The 18,721-nt window shown below is 51.4% G+C and carries 19 protein-coding genes; 15 read left to right on the forward strand and 4 right to left on the reverse strand.

Annotated features, from left to right (window positions below):
* The first annotated feature begins 212 nt into the window (after positions 1-212).
* The 8 genes from Q7T66_RS07490 (at position 213) to Q7T66_RS07525 (ending at position 10,857) form a co-directional block, all read left to right on the forward strand.
* Positions 213-1,811 carry a gamma-glutamyltransferase family protein gene (locus tag Q7T66_RS07490; RefSeq protein ID WP_304932703.1) on the forward strand — a complete coding sequence of 533 codons (1,599 nt, stop codon included), beginning with the start codon at positions 213-215 and terminating at the stop codon, positions 1,809-1,811.
* A gap of 128 nt (positions 1,812-1,939) precedes the next feature.
* The gene (locus Q7T66_RS07495; RefSeq protein WP_304932704.1) at positions 1,940-2,485 is read left to right on the forward strand and encodes a DUF2569 domain-containing protein; all 546 of its coding nucleotides are present in this window, start codon (positions 1,940-1,942) and stop codon (positions 2,483-2,485) included.
* A gap of 394 nt (positions 2,486-2,879) precedes the next feature.
* A complete protein-coding gene (locus Q7T66_RS07500; protein WP_304932705.1) occupies positions 2,880-3,614 on the forward strand; it encodes a YoaK family protein in 735 nt (244 codons plus the stop codon).
* 256 nt (positions 3,615-3,870) lie between these two features.
* The gene (locus Q7T66_RS07505; protein ID WP_304932706.1) at positions 3,871-5,658 is read left to right on the forward strand and encodes a glutamine--tRNA ligase/YqeY domain fusion protein; all 1,788 of its coding nucleotides are present in this window, start codon (positions 3,871-3,873) and stop codon (positions 5,656-5,658) included.
* 39 nt (positions 5,659-5,697) lie between these two features.
* Entirely contained in the window at positions 5,698-8,265 is a 2,568-nt protein-coding gene (locus Q7T66_RS07510; protein ID WP_304932707.1) for a hypothetical protein, read from the forward strand.
* Between the two features lie 83 nt (positions 8,266-8,348).
* Positions 8,349-8,804 carry a DUF2214 family protein gene (locus Q7T66_RS07515; RefSeq protein WP_304932708.1) on the forward strand — a complete coding sequence of 152 codons (456 nt, stop codon included), beginning with the start codon at positions 8,349-8,351 and terminating at the stop codon, positions 8,802-8,804.
* 138 nt (positions 8,805-8,942) lie between these two features.
* On the forward strand, positions 8,943-9,326 hold the full coding sequence (locus Q7T66_RS07520) for a glutathione S-transferase N-terminal domain-containing protein (protein WP_304932709.1): 384 nt from the start codon (positions 8,943-8,945) through the stop codon (positions 9,324-9,326).
* 19 nt (positions 9,327-9,345) lie between these two features.
* Positions 9,346-10,857, forward strand: a complete 1,512-nt coding sequence (locus Q7T66_RS07525; RefSeq protein ID WP_304932710.1) for a phosphatidylserine/phosphatidylglycerophosphate/cardiolipin synthase family protein — start codon at positions 9,346-9,348, stop codon at positions 10,855-10,857.
* Positions 10,858-10,888: 31 nt separating this feature from the next.
* Here Q7T66_RS07525 and Q7T66_RS07530 read toward each other — a convergent pair whose 3' ends face one another.
* The 3 genes from Q7T66_RS07530 to Q7T66_RS07540 are packed head-to-tail and all read right to left on the reverse strand — an operon-like array spanning position 10,889 to position 13,582.
* Positions 10,889-11,287 carry a hypothetical protein gene (locus Q7T66_RS07530; protein ID WP_304932711.1) on the reverse strand — a complete coding sequence of 133 codons (399 nt, stop codon included), beginning with the start codon at positions 11,285-11,287 and terminating at the stop codon, positions 10,889-10,891.
* A 41-nt stretch (positions 11,288-11,328) separates the two neighbouring features.
* Positions 11,329-12,573, reverse strand: a complete 1,245-nt coding sequence (locus Q7T66_RS07535; protein WP_304932712.1) for a glycosyltransferase — start codon at positions 12,571-12,573, stop codon at positions 11,329-11,331.
* Positions 12,574-12,610: 37 nt separating this feature from the next.
* Positions 12,611-13,582, reverse strand: a complete 972-nt coding sequence (locus Q7T66_RS07540; RefSeq protein WP_304932713.1) for a MerR family transcriptional regulator — start codon at positions 13,580-13,582, stop codon at positions 12,611-12,613.
* A 171-nt stretch (positions 13,583-13,753) separates the two neighbouring features.
* Between Q7T66_RS07540 and Q7T66_RS07545 the strand changes: the two genes are divergently transcribed.
* The 7 genes from Q7T66_RS07545 to Q7T66_RS07575 all read left to right on the forward strand — a co-directional run bounded on the left by Q7T66_RS07545 (position 13,754) and on the right by Q7T66_RS07575 (position 18,072).
* Complete coding sequence (locus Q7T66_RS07545) at positions 13,754-14,212, forward strand: fasciclin domain-containing protein (RefSeq protein WP_304932714.1); 459 nt, start codon at positions 13,754-13,756, stop codon at positions 14,210-14,212.
* A gap of 52 nt (positions 14,213-14,264) precedes the next feature.
* A complete protein-coding gene (locus Q7T66_RS07550; protein ID WP_370691621.1) occupies positions 14,265-14,768 on the forward strand; it encodes a VOC family protein in 504 nt (167 codons plus the stop codon).
* 55 nt (positions 14,769-14,823) lie between these two features.
* The gene (locus Q7T66_RS07555; RefSeq protein WP_304932715.1) at positions 14,824-15,219 is read left to right on the forward strand and encodes a VOC family protein; all 396 of its coding nucleotides are present in this window, start codon (positions 14,824-14,826) and stop codon (positions 15,217-15,219) included.
* A gap of 86 nt (positions 15,220-15,305) precedes the next feature.
* Positions 15,306-16,280 carry a TAXI family TRAP transporter solute-binding subunit gene (locus Q7T66_RS07560; protein ID WP_304932716.1) on the forward strand — a complete coding sequence of 325 codons (975 nt, stop codon included), beginning with the start codon at positions 15,306-15,308 and terminating at the stop codon, positions 16,278-16,280.
* A gap of 124 nt (positions 16,281-16,404) precedes the next feature.
* A complete protein-coding gene (gene msrA / locus Q7T66_RS07565) occupies positions 16,405-16,917 on the forward strand; it encodes a peptide-methionine (S)-S-oxide reductase MsrA (RefSeq protein WP_304932717.1) in 513 nt (170 codons plus the stop codon).
* 257 nt (positions 16,918-17,174) lie between these two features.
* Positions 17,175-17,690, forward strand: a complete 516-nt coding sequence (locus Q7T66_RS07570; RefSeq protein ID WP_304932718.1) for a GAF domain-containing protein — start codon at positions 17,175-17,177, stop codon at positions 17,688-17,690.
* Positions 17,680-18,072, forward strand: a complete 393-nt coding sequence (locus Q7T66_RS07575) for a histidine kinase (protein WP_304932719.1) — start codon at positions 17,680-17,682, stop codon at positions 18,070-18,072. The genes Q7T66_RS07570 and Q7T66_RS07575 overlap by 11 nt, the downstream gene beginning before the upstream one ends.
* 182 nt (positions 18,073-18,254) lie before the next feature.
* Here the strand turns inward: Q7T66_RS07575 and Q7T66_RS07580 are convergent, their stop codons facing one another.
* Entirely contained in the window at positions 18,255-18,572 is a 318-nt protein-coding gene (locus Q7T66_RS07580; RefSeq protein ID WP_304932720.1) for a hypothetical protein, read from the reverse strand.
* Between the last annotated feature and the right edge of the window lie 149 nt (positions 18,573-18,721).

Genomic DNA, 18,721 nt, shown 5'->3' on the forward strand with positions numbered 1-18,721 from the left:
TATAGAATGCTCGCACCGCGCGTTTTTTCATCGTCTGCATTGCCAGGATGAAATGCGTCGAGTCCATCACGTAGTTTGCAAGAACGCTACAAGACAGACACCCGCAAGCGATAAAAATTCATTCAGGTTGTCGTAAGCTTCCTGAGAGTTAATGCAACACCGAACAGAACATCGAACACACCCTCTTCCGATCACAACATCAGGACACCACCATGCCGTCATTTGACTGGAGCAATCCCTACCCCTCGATCCGCCAACCTTTGTTCGCACGCAATACCGTCGCGACCTCACAGCCGCTCGCCGCGCAAGCCGGCTTGCGCATGTTGCTCAAAGGCGGCAATGCAGTTGACGCCGCCATCGCTGCAGCGGCTGCACTGACAATTGTTGAGCCGGTATCGTGCGGTCTTGGCAGCGATGCATTTGCGTTAGTGTGGGATGGCAATCAATTGCACGGTTTGAACAGCTCCGGCACTTCACCAGCGGCGTGGAACGTCGATTACTTCAAGCAAAAACACAATGGCGTGTTCCCTGAACGTGGTTGGGATACGGTCACCGTTCCCGGTGCGATTGCAAGCTGGGTAGCGTTGTCGGATAAATTCGGCAAGCTGCCTTTTGCTGATTTGCTGGAACCAGCAATTGAACTCGCCGCCCGCGGTCACATGGTGTCGCCAGTAGTACAAAAAAAATGGGGCAACGCGATCCCGATCCTGCAAAATCAACCCGGCTTTGCAGAAGCATTCATGCCGCACGGTCGCGCTCCGCACGTTGGTGAAAACTTCGTCTTCGCCGATGCCGCCGAATCGTTGCGCAAGATCGCCGAAACCAAAGGTGAAGCTTTCTATCGTGGCGAACTGGCGGAAGCCATCGTCAATTATGCGAAGGAACATGGCGGCGCAATGACGCTGGCCGACCTCGCCGGCTTCAAGCCGGAATGGGTCACGCCTATACAAAAAGATTACGCCGGTCATACCGTGCATGAAATCCCGCCGAATGGCCAGGGCATCGCAGCATTGATCGCGCTCGGCATACTCGACAAACTCGATGTCGCGCGCTTCCCTGCAGATTCAGTTGAAGCGCAGCATCTGCAAATCGAAGCGATGAAGCTCGCATTCGCCGATACATATAAATGGGTCGCCGATGAAAAGTACATGACGCAAGTCAGCGTCAAGGATTTGCTCGACGATGCATATCTGACCGAACGCGCGAAGATGATCGACCTGCAAAAAGCCAATCGCTTCAGCTACGGCACGCCTCCAAAAGGCGGCACCATCTATTTAACAGCGGCGGATGAAAGCGGCATGATGGTCAGCTTCATCCAGTCCAATTACATGGGCTTCGGCTCCGGCGTTGTTGTACCTGGCACAGGCATCAGCTTGCAAAATCGCGGCCACAGCTTCAACCTCAGCGCCACACATCCAAACTGCGTCGCGCCAAACAAGCGCCCTTTCCATACGATCATTCCCGGCTTCCTGACCAAAGACGGCCAGCCGCAAATGAGCTTCGGCGTCATGGGCGGCAACATGCAACCGCAAGGCCATGTGCAAACCCTGATCCGCATGCTGTCGTACAACCAGCAACCGCAAGCTGCATGCGATGCACCGCGCTGGAAAGTCAACGTCGGCATGTCCGTCGATGTCGAAGACGCAATGGCACCGGACCTGCGCGCAGCTTTGCTCGCACGCGGCCACAAGATAGAGAACATCGCCGACAGCTATATGGATTTCGGCTCAGGCCAGTTCATCTGGAAAACAGAAAACGGCTACATCGCCGCCAGCGATCCGCGTCGCGATGGACAAGCGGTCGGCTATTAAAAGAAACGACAGCTCTGCGCTAGATGCTGACTTAAATCAGCATCTAGCGACGCATATCCCATGTTTATGGGGGTGTTTGTGAAGAAACTTTAGGTTCTAATGAAAGCACATTTCGTTAAAGGATCTTTATGTCCGAAGTCGCAGCACCCCCGGTCTTACCTGAAGAAAAATCATCCGAACTGTCCGGCATAGCCGGCTGGTTGATACTGCCAGCGCTGGCAATGATCATCAGCCCGCTTCGCATCCTCTACGAGAGTTATCAAAGCTTTCTTCCCGTTCTCAAACCATCGCTATGGTTTGCGATGCTGAGTACAAAGTCGACGTTTTACAATCCGCCTTTAGCCTTGCTGCTGACTTGGGAAATCATCGCCAATGTCGCCATGTTTGCATGCACAATCTGGCTCGCCTTTCTGTTTTTCAAAAAGCAGAAGAGTGTGCCAAGACTGTATATAACCTGGCTAGTGTTAGGGATCGTCCTTCAAATAGCCGATCTGGTTTTCAGTTCTTTCGTCCCTCTGGTTGTGGAACAGCAGAACGGCGACGCCTACAAGGAACTGATCAAGTCTGCGGTCGCAGCCGCAATATGGATTCCTTATTTCCTGCAATCGAAACGCGTCAAGAACACGTTTGTGAATGACACTGAAATCAAACTACCGGGGTCCGGCTGGGATTGATTGTGCCCTTGCTCAAATCGTTTATTCAATCGTTGATGGAATCGCGCATGCAGTCGCTGTTTAAATCGTCGTTTCAATAAACGACAAGCACGCAGTTATTTCATTCACTGCATAAGCGACATTCATCAAACGAATCTCTCATGGCCGAATCATCGGCTATGAGTTGCAATCACCCGACATCTCAAAACGAATTCAATAATATTTTTTTGATTCCTCTCGTAATTCACGTTCTGGTAACAACCGTGTCATTGCTTTGTGAGAACATAATTTCGATGTGATCTGAACGCTGTGCGCACGAATCCTGCTTAGTGGTGTTGCAGCATTTGTTCGGGTCCTCGTCCATCAAGCAATGATGGTCATGCAGGGTTTTCATGCATCAGATACTGGAGAATCAATGAAACGCAGTGAACTTCGTCACAAGATACAAAACAGCAGTCTCGGTTTTCTCGCGGGTTACGTAGACACCCTCGGTTTCGTTGCACTGTTTGGATTATTTACTGCACACGTAACGGGCAACTTCGTACTCATCGGCGCAGAAATGGCGCATCCACAAGGCGGCCCGCTGCTGCTTAAAATTCTCGCCTTCCCAGCCTTTGTTTTCGGCGTCGTGTTTGCCCGACTGCTGATCGCCGCGCTGCTGAAATATCACTTCCATGCGTTGTGGTACGCCTACATTTTGCAACTGGTTTTCCTGATTGCGTTTATGGTCGCGGGCATCAAAGCCAGCCCTATTGGTGACACGCCAACCTTGATGGCCGAGATTGCCGGCATCATCGGCGCAATGGCGATGGGCACGCATAGCGCCTGCGGTCGCTTGCTGTTGTCGCACTTGGCACCCACCGCCATGATGACCGGTAATGTCACGCAGCTTGTGATCGATGCAGTCGATGTTATCCGTGGCGCGGCCGATAACACGGTCAAGCAACGCTGCATCAAGTTCTTGTGGCCGGTACTCGCGTTTGCCGTCGGTGCAATCGGTGCTGCGTTCGCGTATCAGTTCGCTGGCTTCTACGCGCTGCTGCTGCCGATCTTCATCCTGATTTTTTTGATGTACATCGAACGCGGCGCAATGCACAAGACGCAAAACATGCCTAAGGTCAAAATTGTCCCAAGCACTAATTCAAAGTAATTGAATAAGGAAAACGGCGGATCTCAGTCCGCCGTTTTCTCTTTCACACCGCCCTCCGCACCACTCTCATTCTCGCTGACCGCCGCCGGTTCAGCAGCATCGCTCTCGCGATCTTTTCAGCCCGAGCCGCAAGGGCAAACAAGCCCATTTGCACGCCATTTCCGCCCATCCCTCATATAGTGCGCAAGCACGGCGACCGCTACGGTAAAATGCCCCTTACTTCTTAATTTGCGCACCCAGCAAGGCACAAGCATCCATGAGCAACGATTCAAAAAACAGCATTAACAATGGCAAAATTGACGCCAATGCACCAGCAAACCCGGCATCGCCTAACCCGGCCAGCTCCAATTTCCTGCGCGGCATTATCGAAGCCGATATCGCCGCCGGCAAGCATGACAAGCGGGTCGGTAAAGACGGCCAGCCGCTGCCTACCGTCATCACCCGCTTCCCGCCGGAACCTAACGGTTACCTGCACATAGGTCACGCCAAATCGATCTGCCTCAACTTCGGCCTCGCGCGCGATTACGCCGGCCGCTGCAACTTGCGCTTCGACGACACCAATCCGACCAAAGAAGAACAGGAATACGTAGACACCATCATCGACAGCGTCAAATGGCTGGGCTTCGATTGGGAAACCGAAGGCAAAGAACACCTGTACTTCGCCAGCGATTACTTCGACCAGTTGTATGCAATGGCCGAATACCTGATCACCGCCGGTCACGCCTACGTCGACAGCCAATCCGCTGACGACATGCAAAAGAACCGCGGCAACTTTGGCGAAGCCGGCAAGAACTCGCCGTTCCGCGATCGTCCCGCTGCAGAATCGCTCGACCTGTTCCGCCGCATGAAGGCTGGCGAATTCAAGGATGGCGAACACATCCTGCGCGCCAAGATCGACATGGCCTCGCCCAACATGAACATGCGCGACCCGGCGATCTACCGCATCCGCCACGCGCATCACCATCGCACCGGCGACAAATGGTGCGTCTACCCGATGTACGACTACGCGCATCCACTGGAAGACGCGATTGAAAACATCACACACTCGATCTGCACGCTTGAATTCCAGGATCACCGCCCGTTCTACGATTGGATCTTGGAGCGCACAGCCGAAGGCGGCTTCTTCACCAAACCGCTGCCGCATCAATACGAATTCGCGCGCCTCAACCTGACCTACGCCATCACTAGCAAACGCAAGTTACTGCAACTGGTGGAAGAAAACATCGTCGACGGTTGGGACGATCCGCGCATGCCAACCATCGTCGGCATCCGTCGCCGCGGCTTTACGCCAGAATCGATACAACTCTTTGCAGAACGCATCGGCGTCGCCAAGGTAGATAGCTGGATCGACATGAGCACACTCGAAGGCGCATTGCGCGACGACCTCGATGAGAAGGCACCACGCGCCATCGCCGTACTGCGTCCGCTCAAACTGATCATCGACAATTTCCCGGAAGGCGAAACTGTCGAATGCACCGCACCAGTTCATCCGCATCATCCGGAACGCGGCAACCGCACATTCCCGATCAGCAAAGAACTGTGGATAGAACAAGAAGACTTTATGGAAGTGCCAAGCAAAGGCTACTTCCGCCTCTTCCCGGGTAATAAGGTACGCCTGCGTTATGGCTACGTAGTTGAATGCGTGGGCGCGGACAAGGATGCAGACGGCAACATCATCGCCGTCCATTGCACCTATTTCCCCGACAGCAAATCCGGCACCGAAGGCTCCGCCAACTACAAAGTCAAAGGCAACCTGCACTGGGTCAGCGCCGCCCACGCACTCGAAGCCGAAGTACGTTTATACGACCGCCTCTTCACCGACCCGCAACCCGATGCAGGCGGCAAGGATTTCAAATTAGCGTTGAATGCTAATTCAAAAGAAATCGTCAAAGCTTTTGTTGAACCAGGCGTCGCAGCAGTACAAGCAGATGAGAAGCTGCAGTTTGAACGTCACGGATATTTTGTTGCGGATCGTGTGGACAGCAAGGCTGGGAAGCCTGTGTTTAATCGAGTGGTGACTTTGAAGGATGGTTGGGGGAAATAACTATCTTGAGCTAGTTAAAAAAGTAAATCGGAGACCGTATTGGATAAGTTACAGACTCAAGTATTTAGTCGAGCAAGACCAATACGACTAGCCTTCTTTATCGATCTAACCGAAGCATCGCACCCAATAATTGATGCTATTTTTGAATATTGCTATTCAATTTGGGGCGGTCGATTTTCGCTGATCATACCTTGCGAGAACGGCGCACCCATTCCAGAATTTCTTCCTTGGTTAAAGGCATTTGATCCCGATGTCATATATTCATATGTAGAAATATCCGAGCCAAAACAACAAGAACTTCATTCGACCTTTTATCCCTCAGCACTTCAACACCATCGCTTCGGCAACGGCGATGCGGATCATATAAACCGTATTCCCAATATATCAATTTCGCCGTTAGTCGTTGAGACGATCTTACCAATTGTTGGAGTTGGTCCATTTGGCGGCATACGTGACAACCGAATTATTGGGGCAATCGGGCGCATGGAAACCGATAGGTTTCTAGGCGATAGCTTTGGCGCTCCTCGTCCCCAATTAAGAAACGCAATGCAAAACATGTTGGCCGACTACGGCTCAATGTTGCTTGTGATTGGAGATGATGAAGCACAACCAAGACAGCACCATATTCGCAACAATGAAATAACGCTACCCGACTCAAATTCACTACTCATGCAAATGGCTGCAAATCGCCAAATTCGTGGCGTTGCGCAGTTATCCGCTTTTTCTGCACCAAGACTTGATCTCCACTCAGCGCATTGGGGTAATAGCTTCAACATTGTCATTAGCGATACTGTCTCTGATCGAGTCTTGTATTGGAACGCAAGATCATTAATGCCTGCTTGGCGAGATGGAAACGACGTCGATCTCTGCATCCCGCGCGCAAATTTTAATGATCAGCCCTTTGTTGCTTCACTGCGTGAATTTCTAAATCGTCGAAATTATGTAAGTGGGAATAACAACGGCGGCCCGCATAGGGTGACGTTACGTTCAGTGAGTATTCAAAACGAAGAACTACAGATAATCGCAGAACAAATGCGACAAGGCCAAAGCTGGAATACCTATAACCATGAAAATATAAGACGGGTCGCGGATTGCATACCGGAACAGCAAGCACTTGATCGTGCAAATTTCACGAATGGGCAACAAGGCTTCCATTCGCCTAAGCTGTGGGTCGAGTCATTTTCGATTGGCAACGAACTACGTCTCACAGCCAAAGAACCCGAGCATCTTCGACAAATACCGCCAAGTCTCTTCAACCCGGCAATGGGCGCTTGGGCCATCGATTTGGATATTGAGAGAAATCTTGATCATTCTCCCTACTCAAATTTGAGCCATCGCTGGCGGCTACCGCGTCGTTTACGTGTGACCCAAGCATTTCTAAATCACTATCAGATATCACAACCACATGGTGAGGTAGTTGGACCGAGGGTTTCAGCTGGCGGCCTTCTGACTCTCTATACCACTGCTAATGTCGACCCGCCCAAAATCAACTTACCAACGGATCGAGAAGCAATTGTGACGGGACTTCAATCTGGAAATGACTGGATGCCTTTTCACCGGCAGGATCAAGGAATACCACCTCAACTCTGCCATCAAGCGAATCGATCAAGTGCTGGGCGTCATTTTTGGGGAGTCTATCAACTCTTTGGGGGAATGAATAAAGCTCGCTCGTTTTTTCTTCATGAATTTTGGCGAAAGCAATTGGAAAGTTATGGAGCAACCGATCAGCGAACTGATATTCGTAAAGCAAAAATGCAGGCTGAGCTAATTCGACGCATCGGTCGTCATCAGCTTGATCTCGCTAACAATGAGCAATTGAATACGCTATCAGATATCGTACTGAAAGAGTCGGATGCCGTTCGAATCAGAGTTCGATCTCTCGATTGGACAACTTTTGAGAAGGACTTCAAAGCCCTGACCGAACGATACAATATTGCAAATCCATCCCACGATCCTAATCATAACCAAGAGGAGGAAGATCGCTGGAATGCTCAGGCACTTCGCGAGTCGGTAGAAAATCTTTGCGAATTGGGCGTACTGCACCAGGGGTATGAACATAAATGCCGAAAATGCCTGCATCGCAGCTGGATCAGTATTGCAGACCTCAAAGCGAATATTGTCTGCGAGGTTTGCCATGATGTTAGGCCAGCCCCCGTAAGCAAAGCTTGGCAATTTAGATTGAATGGCTTTTTACGAGAGGCTCTTCAGCTACACGGAGTGGGGCCATTATTTTGGGTTTTAAGCCGCTACCAAAAAAACAATAGCAATTCTTTTTGGTTTGAAGGCCCCTTAGATATCTTTTTCGATCAAGAAACTGCCACCGCGGGAACACCGGAGACCGACATAGATTTGACTATGATAGACAATGGATTAGTGCGCATGTGCGAGGTCAAGCAATCAGAGCGCCATTTTGATGCTGCCGCTGTGGCACGCACAATGAAAAAATTGCATCCCGACATAGCTGTCATTGCCATAATGCAAGCTAATAGCCCAGTATTACAGCGTAAATTTGATCAATTTTCGGTAGCCCTCGCAGGTACCGGGATTAAACCCGAACTACTAACATTAGATGTTCAGCGGGACATTAAGGACTCACCATATTTTTGATTCAGTTCGCGCAGTGAGGGAAGCGTCACCAAATTCTATATGTGACATTAGCTAAATCTCTGAGCAACTGACAGGAGCTAAAAATGAGCGCATTGACCGCTTTTCTTCACCACATCGCCTTCGTAGTGATCATGTTGATTTTATCGGCCGAAATGCTGATGCTCAAGCAGCCTCTAACACTAGCCTCCGCCAGAAAAATCCAGATATATGATGCAATCTATGGCGTATCCGCCATCCTGATTCTGATCATCGGCAGTTTGCGCGTAATGTATTTTGAAAAAGGCGCTGACTACTACATGCATAGCGCGCCGTTCATCGCGAAGATAATTCTGTTCATCATCGTCGGCCTGATCTCCATCCATCCGACTATCACCTTCATCAAATGGGGCAAGTCACTCAAACAAGGCATCGTCCCTACATTGACCGATGCGCAAAACCGCAAGCTGCGCATGATCATTCATGTGGAACTGACTTTGCTGGCGCTGATGATTCTGTGTGCTGCGATGATGGCCAAAGGCATAGGCTACCTAGGTAGCTAAATACAGTGCAATTAGATAGGCCTGGCCTCTGGCTATAATCGCGGCTACAGCAAACAAAAAAGCCGCGCAACTTTCTCGCCTTTCTCGGCGCGTTGAAGGTCAATTCAAGCCCACCACTCGCATCACCTTAAGGCATCAATGAAATACTTTTTCAAACTGGTACGACTGATACTTGGCCCTTTTTTACTTCTGAAAGAACAACTGAGCAAACCCAAGGGCTTGGTTCGCAGCGCCGCTGATCAGGCACGCGTCGATGCGGAATGCCAGCAACTGGCCTTGTATCAATTTACTACCTGCCCGTTTTGTATCAAGGTGCGCCAGGAAATGCGCCGGCTGTCATTGAATGTAGAACAGCACGATGCTCAGCATTCAGCAGAAAATCGTCAAGCTCTGTTAGCGCAAGGTGGTAGCAGCAAAGTACCGTGCCTGAAGATCGTCGACGCAGATAATCAAACCCGCTGGTTGTACAACTCACGCGAGATCATCGCCTATCTGCAACAGCGCTTTGCAGTCGCCCACTAATCCACTGCCATCCTTGATTATGCGAATCAAACAATTGAAGCATTTGTTATCTGCACTGCTGTTGTCACTGCCGCTATCAGTAGGTGCTGCAGTCGGTACAACGATTGATACATCGTTCTCGTTTATTGATGATCAAATCGCGGCGCATCAGGGACAAAGTGGCATCTACGTATTGGATAGCGGCGCAGAGGCTTTAATGGCTAGAGCCTGGTTGGCAGATCATGCACAGCAGACTATCGAAGTGCAGTACTTCATCTGGAGCACGGACAACATCGGCGCCCTTGCAGCCGAAGCATTGCTGCGCGCTGCGAAGCGCGGCGTGCAGGTCAACGTGATCGTTGACGATTTACTGATCGATGCAGAAGACAAGACCTTGATCGCATTGTCACGACATCCAAATATCGATATCCGCATCTACAATCCCAAAAATTCAGTCGGCGTCCCTTTGCAAAAACGTGTGCTCAATCTTGCCACCGATTTTCGCGGTGTGAATCAGCGCATGCACAACAAGACATTTATCGTTGACGGCAAAGTGGCGATCACCGGCGGACGCAATATGGCCGCCGAATATTACGATTACCACCAGGAATTCAACTTTCGCGACCGCGATGCCTTGCTGCTAGGCGAAGTGGTGACGACCATGCAATTCAGCTTCAGGGAATTTTGGGAAAGCGAGCTCAGCGTACCAGTCGCACAGCGCTACAACGGTTTGGGCCTGATGAAAAAACATGTGGAAATCGATGAAAATGAAGTCATCGGCATTCAGAAAAAACTGCATGAATACGCAGAATCGCCTAGCAACTTTGCTACCGAGGTCCGCAATGCCATTAATGAGGTCGGGCCAACATCGCAACGCATGACAGCTCAGATTGCGTGGGGCAAAGCGGATTTCATCAGCGACAAACCGGGCAAGAATGACAGTCTGAATAGTTTGAGTGGCGGCGGCTTCTCCACCACAGCGCTGGCGCAATTGATAGAAGACGCGCAGGAAAGTATCGTTATCCAGTCGCCTTATCTCGTCATGTCGGACGCTGCCCTGGAGTTATTTAAACGAGCGAGAGCACGTGGAGTGCAGATACGCATCAACACCAATTCGCTGGCGTCCACCGACAATTTGCCTGCGTTCAGCGGTTATCGAAATCAGCGAAAAGAATTGCTGGGCATCGGCCTCGAAATCTTTGAGTACAAACCCGATGCGGCGACACAGCGCCAACTGATGCAAAAATCAGGAACAGTGAGCGTTACGCAACCAACAACCGCGCTCCATGCCAAAACCCTGATTGTCGATTCAAAAATAGCTTACATCGGTACCTTCAATCTTGACCCGCGCTCAGAAAACTTGAATACCGAAGCCGGTGTGATTATTTACAACGAAGAATTGGCGCAAAAGATCGAGGCCGTGATCGAAGTAGATATGCAAGCAGAGAACAGTTGGAACGCGGCCACTGATGATCCTGATCAATATGTGCCCATTACCAAACGCAGTAAATTGCGCATGTTTCAGATGATGCCGATTAAACCTTTGTTGTAAATCGCGCTGGATAGTAGCGATTAACTCTCGTCTACTTTGCCTTGACGCTCAATGTGTATTTAGCGACCTCATCGCGCCTCGCTGCATTACGCATCATGTACACACGGATCGTGCAGACGCCACTGACAGGAATCACGCTCTCGTAAGTATTCCCTGAAGTCGAGCCGATAAACATGGCTTCGCTTGCGCCCGGAGCGGTGACGTTGAAATAGCTGGAGGTATTGCTGGTTTTGAGATTGACGCTCAGCGTCTGTCCAGCTGAAATCTGCACGGTGTGATCGGCGGTTTCGTAACCGGTGATCTTGCCTTTGATGATCCTGGATGTCTCGTTCTGTGTCGCGTGCACTGCTACGCCGCCAAGTTGCTCAGCCGCGACGACTGGCATGCTGAGCGACAAGGCCGTGAGTAAAGCAATTGAATTATTCCGCATGATTTTCCTTTCCTGTATCGGCTTGCCAGACGCCAAAGAAGTCATCGACTAAAACGCTGTTCTATCAATTGTATGGCACGTGCCACGCCATCTTCCTGCTGCATGGCGCGGCCGATTTCTGTCGCTCGGTGCTGTATGGTATTTGATTGCAGCGTGGTGCGCAGCGCTTCTGCCAACTGATCCGGCGTAACGGTATTGCGATGCAGAACAGTCCCTGCCATACCGGCGCGGCGTAATTCATCACCCCAGAACTGCTGATCAAAAGCGTGCTCGACCACGATGGACGGTCGGCCGGATCGCGCGGATGAATGCGTAGTTCCCGCGCCGCCGTGATGCACGATGGCGGCACATTTCGGGAACACTTGCGCATGCGGTGCGCGACCGCAGCGGAAGATATCCGGCGACGTTTTGCCCGGCCAATCCGACTGGATGATGGCGCGACAGCCAACCAAAGTCAAAGCATCCGTCATCAAGGAATCGAAGGACTCTGCCTGAAATTGCGCCAACGATCCAAACGTCATATACACAGGCGGCGGCCCGGCCTGCAAAAATTCCTGCAAGCCCGGCGGCAAGGCAATCGGATGATCGTCTTGCGGATAATGCAGATCGCCACAGAGGTGAATGTAGTCGGCCCAGTCGGCACGGCGCGGACTCAATGCCGGACTGGATGCAATCAGGGTCAGGTCCTTTGACAGATACAACTGGTCTTGTAAACTTTTTAGCGGGGGCAATCCTTCGCGGATACGTAATGCTTCGGCATGCGCAAACATTTTTTTGCGTCCGACATAGTCACCCAGCTTCCAGGTCAGACCGTTGAAAAATTTTCCGAAGTTGGGGCCGAACAGCGGGATCTCTTTGGTGCGCATCGCCAGCGGTGCGAGCGCAACCGAGACGCGCGGACGGCCGCTTAATTCTGCCGCAGTCAACAGCGTGTGATTGACCATGTGACCGATGACGATGTCGTTGTCAGCACATAGCGATTGTGATGCTGCGTACATCGCTTCCAGCGCTGGATCAAAGTAATGCTGCATCACCAGCACAAACTGCTTCATCGGATCGTTGGTGAGGACGATGTCTTGCAGCACGGGATTGAGTCCGCCATCAAATCCATCGTAAGCGGACATCGCGACAAAACCACCGGCGGCGGCATACGTTGCGTAGTCTTTGCCATCGACGGTGGTGTACGCAATCGTGACCTGATGCCCCACTCCTTGCAGGCCATGCGCCAGCGCCATGAAGGGCAGAATGTCGCCATCGGTGCCCCAGGTCTGTATGCCGATCTTCATGTCAATTTCCTCAAGGATGGAAGACGAGCGCTAGTCGTTAATACTGCAGTCCCTCGGCCTGCGCCAATCGTGCCATCGCCACTTCCAGAATATTCCTTGCCTGCCCTGCCGCACGACCCAGCTCCTGATGCAATTGCGCATCGTCGGCGTTGCGTGACAGGCATTGCGCGCTGTAGCGCTCAAAGCTGCTGATCATGAGCAGTATCTCGGCGAGATGACGCGGGCATTCGCATCCGACGGTATTGCTGGCTGTGGTGAAGCTGGTGAGTACATCGTCATCAAATCTTGGTGGGCTTGGTTCTGCTCCCTGCTCGACATTCAACGCGACGCGTTGTCCTGCCAGAACGGTGCGGCATAGTACGACCAGCTCGCCGATGTCGGCAGGTACGCGCACGACTAGGCAATTGTTCATGCGCAATTGACGGATGACGGCACTCGGGCAAAAGCGATACATCACCACCACTGCTTGCACATCCGCTACCTGCCGCGCCTGTTCGATCAGCGGCACCGCGGATTCGTCCAGCTCAGCAATTTCAACCACCAATACTTCAGCGCCGGCGTTCGGCAACACTGACATGGCGTCGACTAAAGTGACGCTGGTGCAGCGGATGTCGAGCGATAGATTGTCGCGGCCGGTTGTCGCCAGCCGTTCCTTCAATCGTTGACCGACCAGTGCAACGCGGATCGGACCTGCGCGATGCACCTGTTCGGATGTATGAGTACGCGCCAACTCTTCCAGTTGCGCGATCTGCAAACCGGCAATCAAGCCGATGGAGTGTCCCTGATCCACCAGGTTTTTAAGCAGGCGCAAACGATTCACCTGCTCCACTGTATAGAGACGTTGTCCGCGGTCGGATCGCTGCGTATCTGATAGCTCGTAGCGTCGCTCCCATACGCGCAGCGTTTCGACGGAAAGGCCGGCCAGACGTGCCGCCGTACCGCTACGGTAAGCGGACCCTGCGCTGTCTTCTTGTACCGCCGCACTTGTTTCTTTGACTGGCTTTTTCATATTTGACCCGATGTTGAACCGCAATGTGTTGATTGTATCGGTTCAATTGATGGACAACAAGCGATGTCGTGGCTACAGTACATAAACGCCATGTCTATTTTGTACGTGGTAACGACTACGTGTTACTTGCAATACCCAAAGCAATTTTCCCTTACTCTGAATGGAGACAAAATGAAAAAACTTTTGATTGGTACAGCTTTCGCTTTTGCAGTTGGTATGAGTCACGCAGCAGATATCGTCGATACGGCGAAATCAGCAGGCTCGTTTAACACGCTGGTTACTGCCGTGCAGGCAGCTGGATTGGTTGATACATTGAAGGGCCCAGGTCCGTTCACCGTGTTCGCACCAACTGACGAAGCATTCGCAAAAATCCCGAAAGCAAAACTGGACGCGCTGTTGAAAGACAAGGCTGCATTGACCAAAGTGCTGACGTATCACGTCGTCGCTGGCAAAATCATGGCAGCAGATGTTAAAGCTGGCAACGTGAAAACCGTCGAAGGCTCCAGCCTGAAGGTCACCACCACCGGTGGCAAGGTCAAAGTTGACAATGCCAACGTCGTCAAAACTGATATCGCTGCTGACAATGGCGTCATCCACGTCATCGATACAGTGATCATGCCGAAGATGTAAATGGCTTGCGCATGCGCTGTTGCGTGAACTGAATCCAGATCGTGCACAGCAAATGCGAAAGATACAAAAAGCCTCCGACTTGTCGGGGGCTTTTTCATTAGAGAGATCGACACATCACCTGACCATACAAGCATTTGCGATGTGGTTTTACAATATCGGCATGAAACTCGATCACGTTACCGTTACTACGCCGTACCTCGATACCGCACGGCATTTCTTTTGCCACATCGTTGGCCTGACTGAAGGCGAGCGGCCACCGTTTCGCTTTGATGGTCATTGGCTGTATCACGATGGCAAACCTGTTGTGCATCTGGTCAAGTCCAACTCTGATTTGCCACCAGCCAAACTCGCATCGCGCATCGATCACATTGCTTTTCGCGTTGTAAGTGATGACGAATGGCAGCAACTCATTGCGCGATTGGAAGCCGACAGCATCGAATATCGCGCCAGCGAAGTGCCGGGCTCGGGTGAGCGGCAATTGTTTGTCGCCCCCGTACCCGGCGTGATGATTGAATTTGTGACGGCTGAAGCTGGAGTGGAACAAGTACGAAGTTAAGCAAACTTTAGCAAGTCAGGAGCAAGTCATTTACCAATGAATCACAGGTGGGTCTATGCGAATGCTGATCAACATCGATGTACCCGAACTGGAAGCTGCGATCACCTTCTACTGCGCGGCACTGGGATTACGACTCAAGCGCGTGATCGCTGATGATGTGGCCGAACTGGTTGGGGCAGCCTCACCGATCTATCTGCTAGCCAAAGCTGCTGAATCACAGTCTGAGCGTTCACCGAATCCAAGGCATCATTACGCAAGGCACTGGACGCCGGTACATATTGATTTCGTTGTGGATGACATTGTGGAATCCACACAGCGCGCAATCAATGCTGGCGCGATTCAAGAAAGTGAATGCGTACATTGGAAGGGTTCAAGCTGCGTCACATTTGCAGATCCATTCGGCCACGGCTTTTGCCTGATCGAATTCAAGGATGAAAGCTATGAAGATTGAGTTGCCTGGCAGCGCGCCCATTTGAAAATTTGAAATTAAAACCTGACTCAACCCTAGTCATTACAGTATTCATCAAGGAGACAGCAATGCCTGGATATCTTCGCTCTGCAGTTCGGTCTTTCATTTTTCTCGGTGCAGCATTCACGACTTTGATGCCAGCCACTGCAGCCGACAAGATTGGCGTCGTGATGGGAACCGCTACTCCCGGCGGCGGCTTCCCGGTTTTTGGTGATGCCGTCGTTCGCACGATTGCAAAAACTGATCCCGAGCTGTTGATAGAAGCGCGCAATACGAAAGGCAGCACCGAGAATATTCCATTGCTGGAAGCCGGCACGCTCGACATTGCGCTGGTACAAGGCGAAGCCGCATACGAAGCCTTGCAGGGCGTGGGGCGTGCAGGAAATATCCCCGCCAATATCAAGATCATCGCGGCCATGTATTCCACGCCGGGCATGTTCGTCGTGCGTGCCGATAGTCCGTATCTCAGCATCAGTGACTTGCGCGGCAAGCCCGTGGCATTCGGCGCGCGCGGTTCGGGCCTCGTAATCCTCGCGCGTTACGTGCTGGACGGCCTGGGACTCGATATGGATAAGGATTTTCAGGCGGTATACCTGGAACGCGCCGGGGATGGACCAGCGATGGTTGCTGACGGCCGCGTGGCGGCACTATGGGGCGGAGGCAGCAGTTGGCCCGGCTTTGTCGCAGTGAGCAACGCGCCATCCGGTGGCCGCTTTATAGTGCCCGACGAAAAAGAGATCGCGACCATACGCGCGCGACATAGCTTCCTCAAACCGCTGATCTTGCCGCCCAACAGCTTCAAGGGCCAATCGGCAGCGCTATCTTCTTTAGGGTCGTGGAGCTTCATCATGGCGCGCACCACTCTTCCCGATGAAACCGCATATCGTTTGACACGCGCGCTGCACAAGGGCGAGCCTGTCATTGCCGAACTATTGCCACAAGCACGCGAAACCACCGCAGCAAATACCGCTACCGCCGCGCCGAATACGCAAGTCCTGCATCCGGGCACATTAAAGTATTTGCGTGAAATTGGCTTGAAGTAGCGCCTTTAAAAATAACGAATCGCCCACATAATATTGAGACAGCAAAACCAACTAGCGCTGGCAACAAATCACAAGTGCTGCATCCATTACAAAGCAGTTGTCACCATAACGTGAAGGAACACAAATGAGCCAAACAACCGAACGTGCAGTCTTTGCCGGAGGCTGCTTCTGGGGCATGCAGGATCTGTTACGCAAACGTCCCGGCGTTGTGTCTTCGCATGTTGGTTATTCCGGCGGCGATGTACCCAACGCGACCTATCGCAATCACGGCACCCACGCCGAAGCGATAGAAATCATTTATGACCCGAGCAAAACCAGCTATCGCGAGTTGCTGGAATTTTTCTTCCAGATTCACGATCCAACCACCAAGAATCGCCAAGGCAACGATACCGGCACCAGCTACCGCTCAGCGATCTACTATGTGAACGATGAACAAAAACAGATCGCTGAAGACACTGTGTTGGATGTCGAAGCATCGGGATTATGGCCAGGAAAAGTAGTGACTGAAATTGCAGCCGCCGGACCATTCTGGGATGCAGAATCAGAACATCAGGATTATCTGGAGCATTATCCGAACGGCTATACCTGCCACTTCATTCGTCCGAACTGGAAGTTGCCGGTGCGTTCGAAAACCTGAGCAGGCAAGCGCATCAACTGATCGATGCGCTGTTCATGGCGCAGATGGCGCACCTGACACGGGCGGCCCGAAACAATACAGGTTCGCGCCGCCCGCTTCAGTTTACAGACTGACTATCCATTAACGCCAAGCCCGCCTCACACCCGCGATACAGAGACATTCAACTCTCTTGCCCGACGTAGCAGTTGACAACTTTCCTGCAGCCGAAAGAAAATCAAGTGGGATGAATCCTTGCCTGTCATGAAGTGAGAAAAATTATGATCGAAGCACCTATCCCTGCTGACGACGATGATCGACTGCAGGCATTACGCCAGTTGCTGATTCTTGATACGCCACAGGAAGAACGGTTCGACCGCATCGTCACGTTTGCCGCTGAAGAATTTGAAATGCCGATGGTGCTCATCACTTTAGTGGATAAGAAGCGCCAATGGTTCAAGGCTAGTGTGGGCTTGAATGTGTGCGAGACATCACGCGATGTTTCATTTTGCGGTCATGCGATCTTGTCGAACGAAACCATGATCGTTGCCGACGCGACTAAAGATCAGCGATTCTTTGATAACCCATTTGTGATTGAAGAGCCGCATGTGCGCTTTTATGTGGGTGCACCGTTGACGCTACCATCGGGGCAAAATGTTGGCACGCTCTGCATGATCGACAGCGTACCGCGCGAGATAGATGCAATCGGATTGGCGATACTTTCTTCACTGCGCGATCTGGTGGTCGAAGAGTTGATCAATCAAGCAAGCTCATCGGATGAACGCCATGGCCTCTGAACTGCATCACATTTTGCTGGTTGAAAAAAATCATATGGTCGGCAGCGTCATCGCCTCGACCGCCCGACAATTAAATCTGGCAACAGTCAGAAAAGTTACCAACATCAGCAACGCCCAACAGTATTTAGGCAGTGACATCTACTCTGGTTTGATTGCGACGATTGATGATGAGCTAGAAGATCTGCAGTTTTTATACGCACTACGCAATGCATCATTCAAGGCCGCTCCCAATATGCCGGTCGTCGTCATCACACCGGCATGCGACGAAAATTTTGTAGAGAAGCTGAAGACCTTGCAGGTCAGTCGAATCTTGATCAAACCCTTCAAGGTACGAGATGTGATTTCAGCAATCGAGCTGGTTACACATCCGATGAATTCTTGATCAATGACAGGGCTGATTGCAGAGGCAATCCATCCCTTAAAGATAAATTTTGAAAGCTCACATGGTTCCATCGCGGAGCTATTTTTATGTAGGCGATATTTATCGTAGAGCTGGAACGTCGCAATAAAAATATCTGCACTTCTACGATTGGCTCATCCTGAGGTCGGCGGTGGATGTAGAGATCAACTATTAGCGGGCGGCGGAGATGGGAGTATTGCTGGCGTGTCTGCAATTAAGGCTGCATAAGTTTCGCTGATGTGCTTGGCTAGGCTTCCCGCGTTTGTCACAAGATCTTTAATCAAGTGGGTGCCCATATGTACATGGCGATACATTATTTCGACCATTTGTTGATCGGCAGGCGCAACCTCTCCCGCGCTTTGTAAACACGCTATCACGTCTTGCTGACCAAATCTGGAGTGAAGCAATTGAGGGCCGCAAATAAGAGACCATTTGTATTCCGTGCGTTGCTCTCGCACAATTGAAATCAGTGGTACGGACATATGTATTCTCCCGTTAATGTTGTCTGATCCATAAGAGAACCATTCGTTCCTTCTGAAGTTGTTATATGCCTGGGCAATATCTGCTTTAGATCGAAAAGGGAGCCGTTTTTGATGCCGCAGAGAATTTAAAACAAGATGGCTGAGATTGG

This window comes from Herminiimonas sp. (assembly GCF_030655415.1).

Coding starts and splice junctions, on each gene's coding strand:
- Q7T66_RS07580 (WP_304932720.1), bottom strand. CDS start 18,572: ATGTCCGTACCACTGATTTCAATTGTGCGAGAGCAACGCACGGAATAC.
- Q7T66_RS07490 (WP_304932703.1), top strand. CDS start 213: ATGCCGTCATTTGACTGGAGCAATCCCTACCCCTCGATCCGCCAACCT.
- Q7T66_RS07515 (WP_304932708.1), top strand. CDS start 8,349: ATGAGCGCATTGACCGCTTTTCTTCACCACATCGCCTTCGTAGTGATC.
- Q7T66_RS07570 (WP_304932718.1), top strand. CDS start 17,175: ATGATCGAAGCACCTATCCCTGCTGACGACGATGATCGACTGCAGGCA.
- msrA (WP_304932717.1), top strand. CDS start 16,405: ATGAGCCAAACAACCGAACGTGCAGTCTTTGCCGGAGGCTGCTTCTGG.
- Q7T66_RS07555 (WP_304932715.1), top strand. CDS start 14,824: ATGCGAATGCTGATCAACATCGATGTACCCGAACTGGAAGCTGCGATC.
- Q7T66_RS07505 (WP_304932706.1), top strand. CDS start 3,871: ATGAGCAACGATTCAAAAAACAGCATTAACAATGGCAAAATTGACGCC.
- Q7T66_RS07575 (WP_304932719.1), top strand. CDS start 17,680: ATGGCCTCTGAACTGCATCACATTTTGCTGGTTGAAAAAAATCATATG.
- Q7T66_RS07540 (WP_304932713.1), bottom strand. CDS start 13,582: ATGAAAAAGCCAGTCAAAGAAACAAGTGCGGCGGTACAAGAAGACAGC.
- Q7T66_RS07520 (WP_304932709.1), top strand. CDS start 8,943: ATGAAATACTTTTTCAAACTGGTACGACTGATACTTGGCCCTTTTTTA.
- Q7T66_RS07550 (WP_370691621.1), top strand. CDS start 14,265: ATGCGAAAGATACAAAAAGCCTCCGACTTGTCGGGGGCTTTTTCATTA.
- Q7T66_RS07495 (WP_304932704.1), top strand. CDS start 1,940: ATGTCCGAAGTCGCAGCACCCCCGGTCTTACCTGAAGAAAAATCATCC.
- Q7T66_RS07530 (WP_304932711.1), bottom strand. CDS start 11,287: ATGCGGAATAATTCAATTGCTTTACTCACGGCCTTGTCGCTCAGCATG.
- Q7T66_RS07525 (WP_304932710.1), top strand. CDS start 9,346: ATGCGAATCAAACAATTGAAGCATTTGTTATCTGCACTGCTGTTGTCA.
- Q7T66_RS07545 (WP_304932714.1), top strand. CDS start 13,754: ATGAAAAAACTTTTGATTGGTACAGCTTTCGCTTTTGCAGTTGGTATG.
- Q7T66_RS07560 (WP_304932716.1), top strand. CDS start 15,306: ATGCCTGGATATCTTCGCTCTGCAGTTCGGTCTTTCATTTTTCTCGGT.
- Q7T66_RS07500 (WP_304932705.1), top strand. CDS start 2,880: ATGAAACGCAGTGAACTTCGTCACAAGATACAAAACAGCAGTCTCGGT.
- Q7T66_RS07535 (WP_304932712.1), bottom strand. CDS start 12,573: ATGAAGATCGGCATACAGACCTGGGGCACCGATGGCGACATTCTGCCC.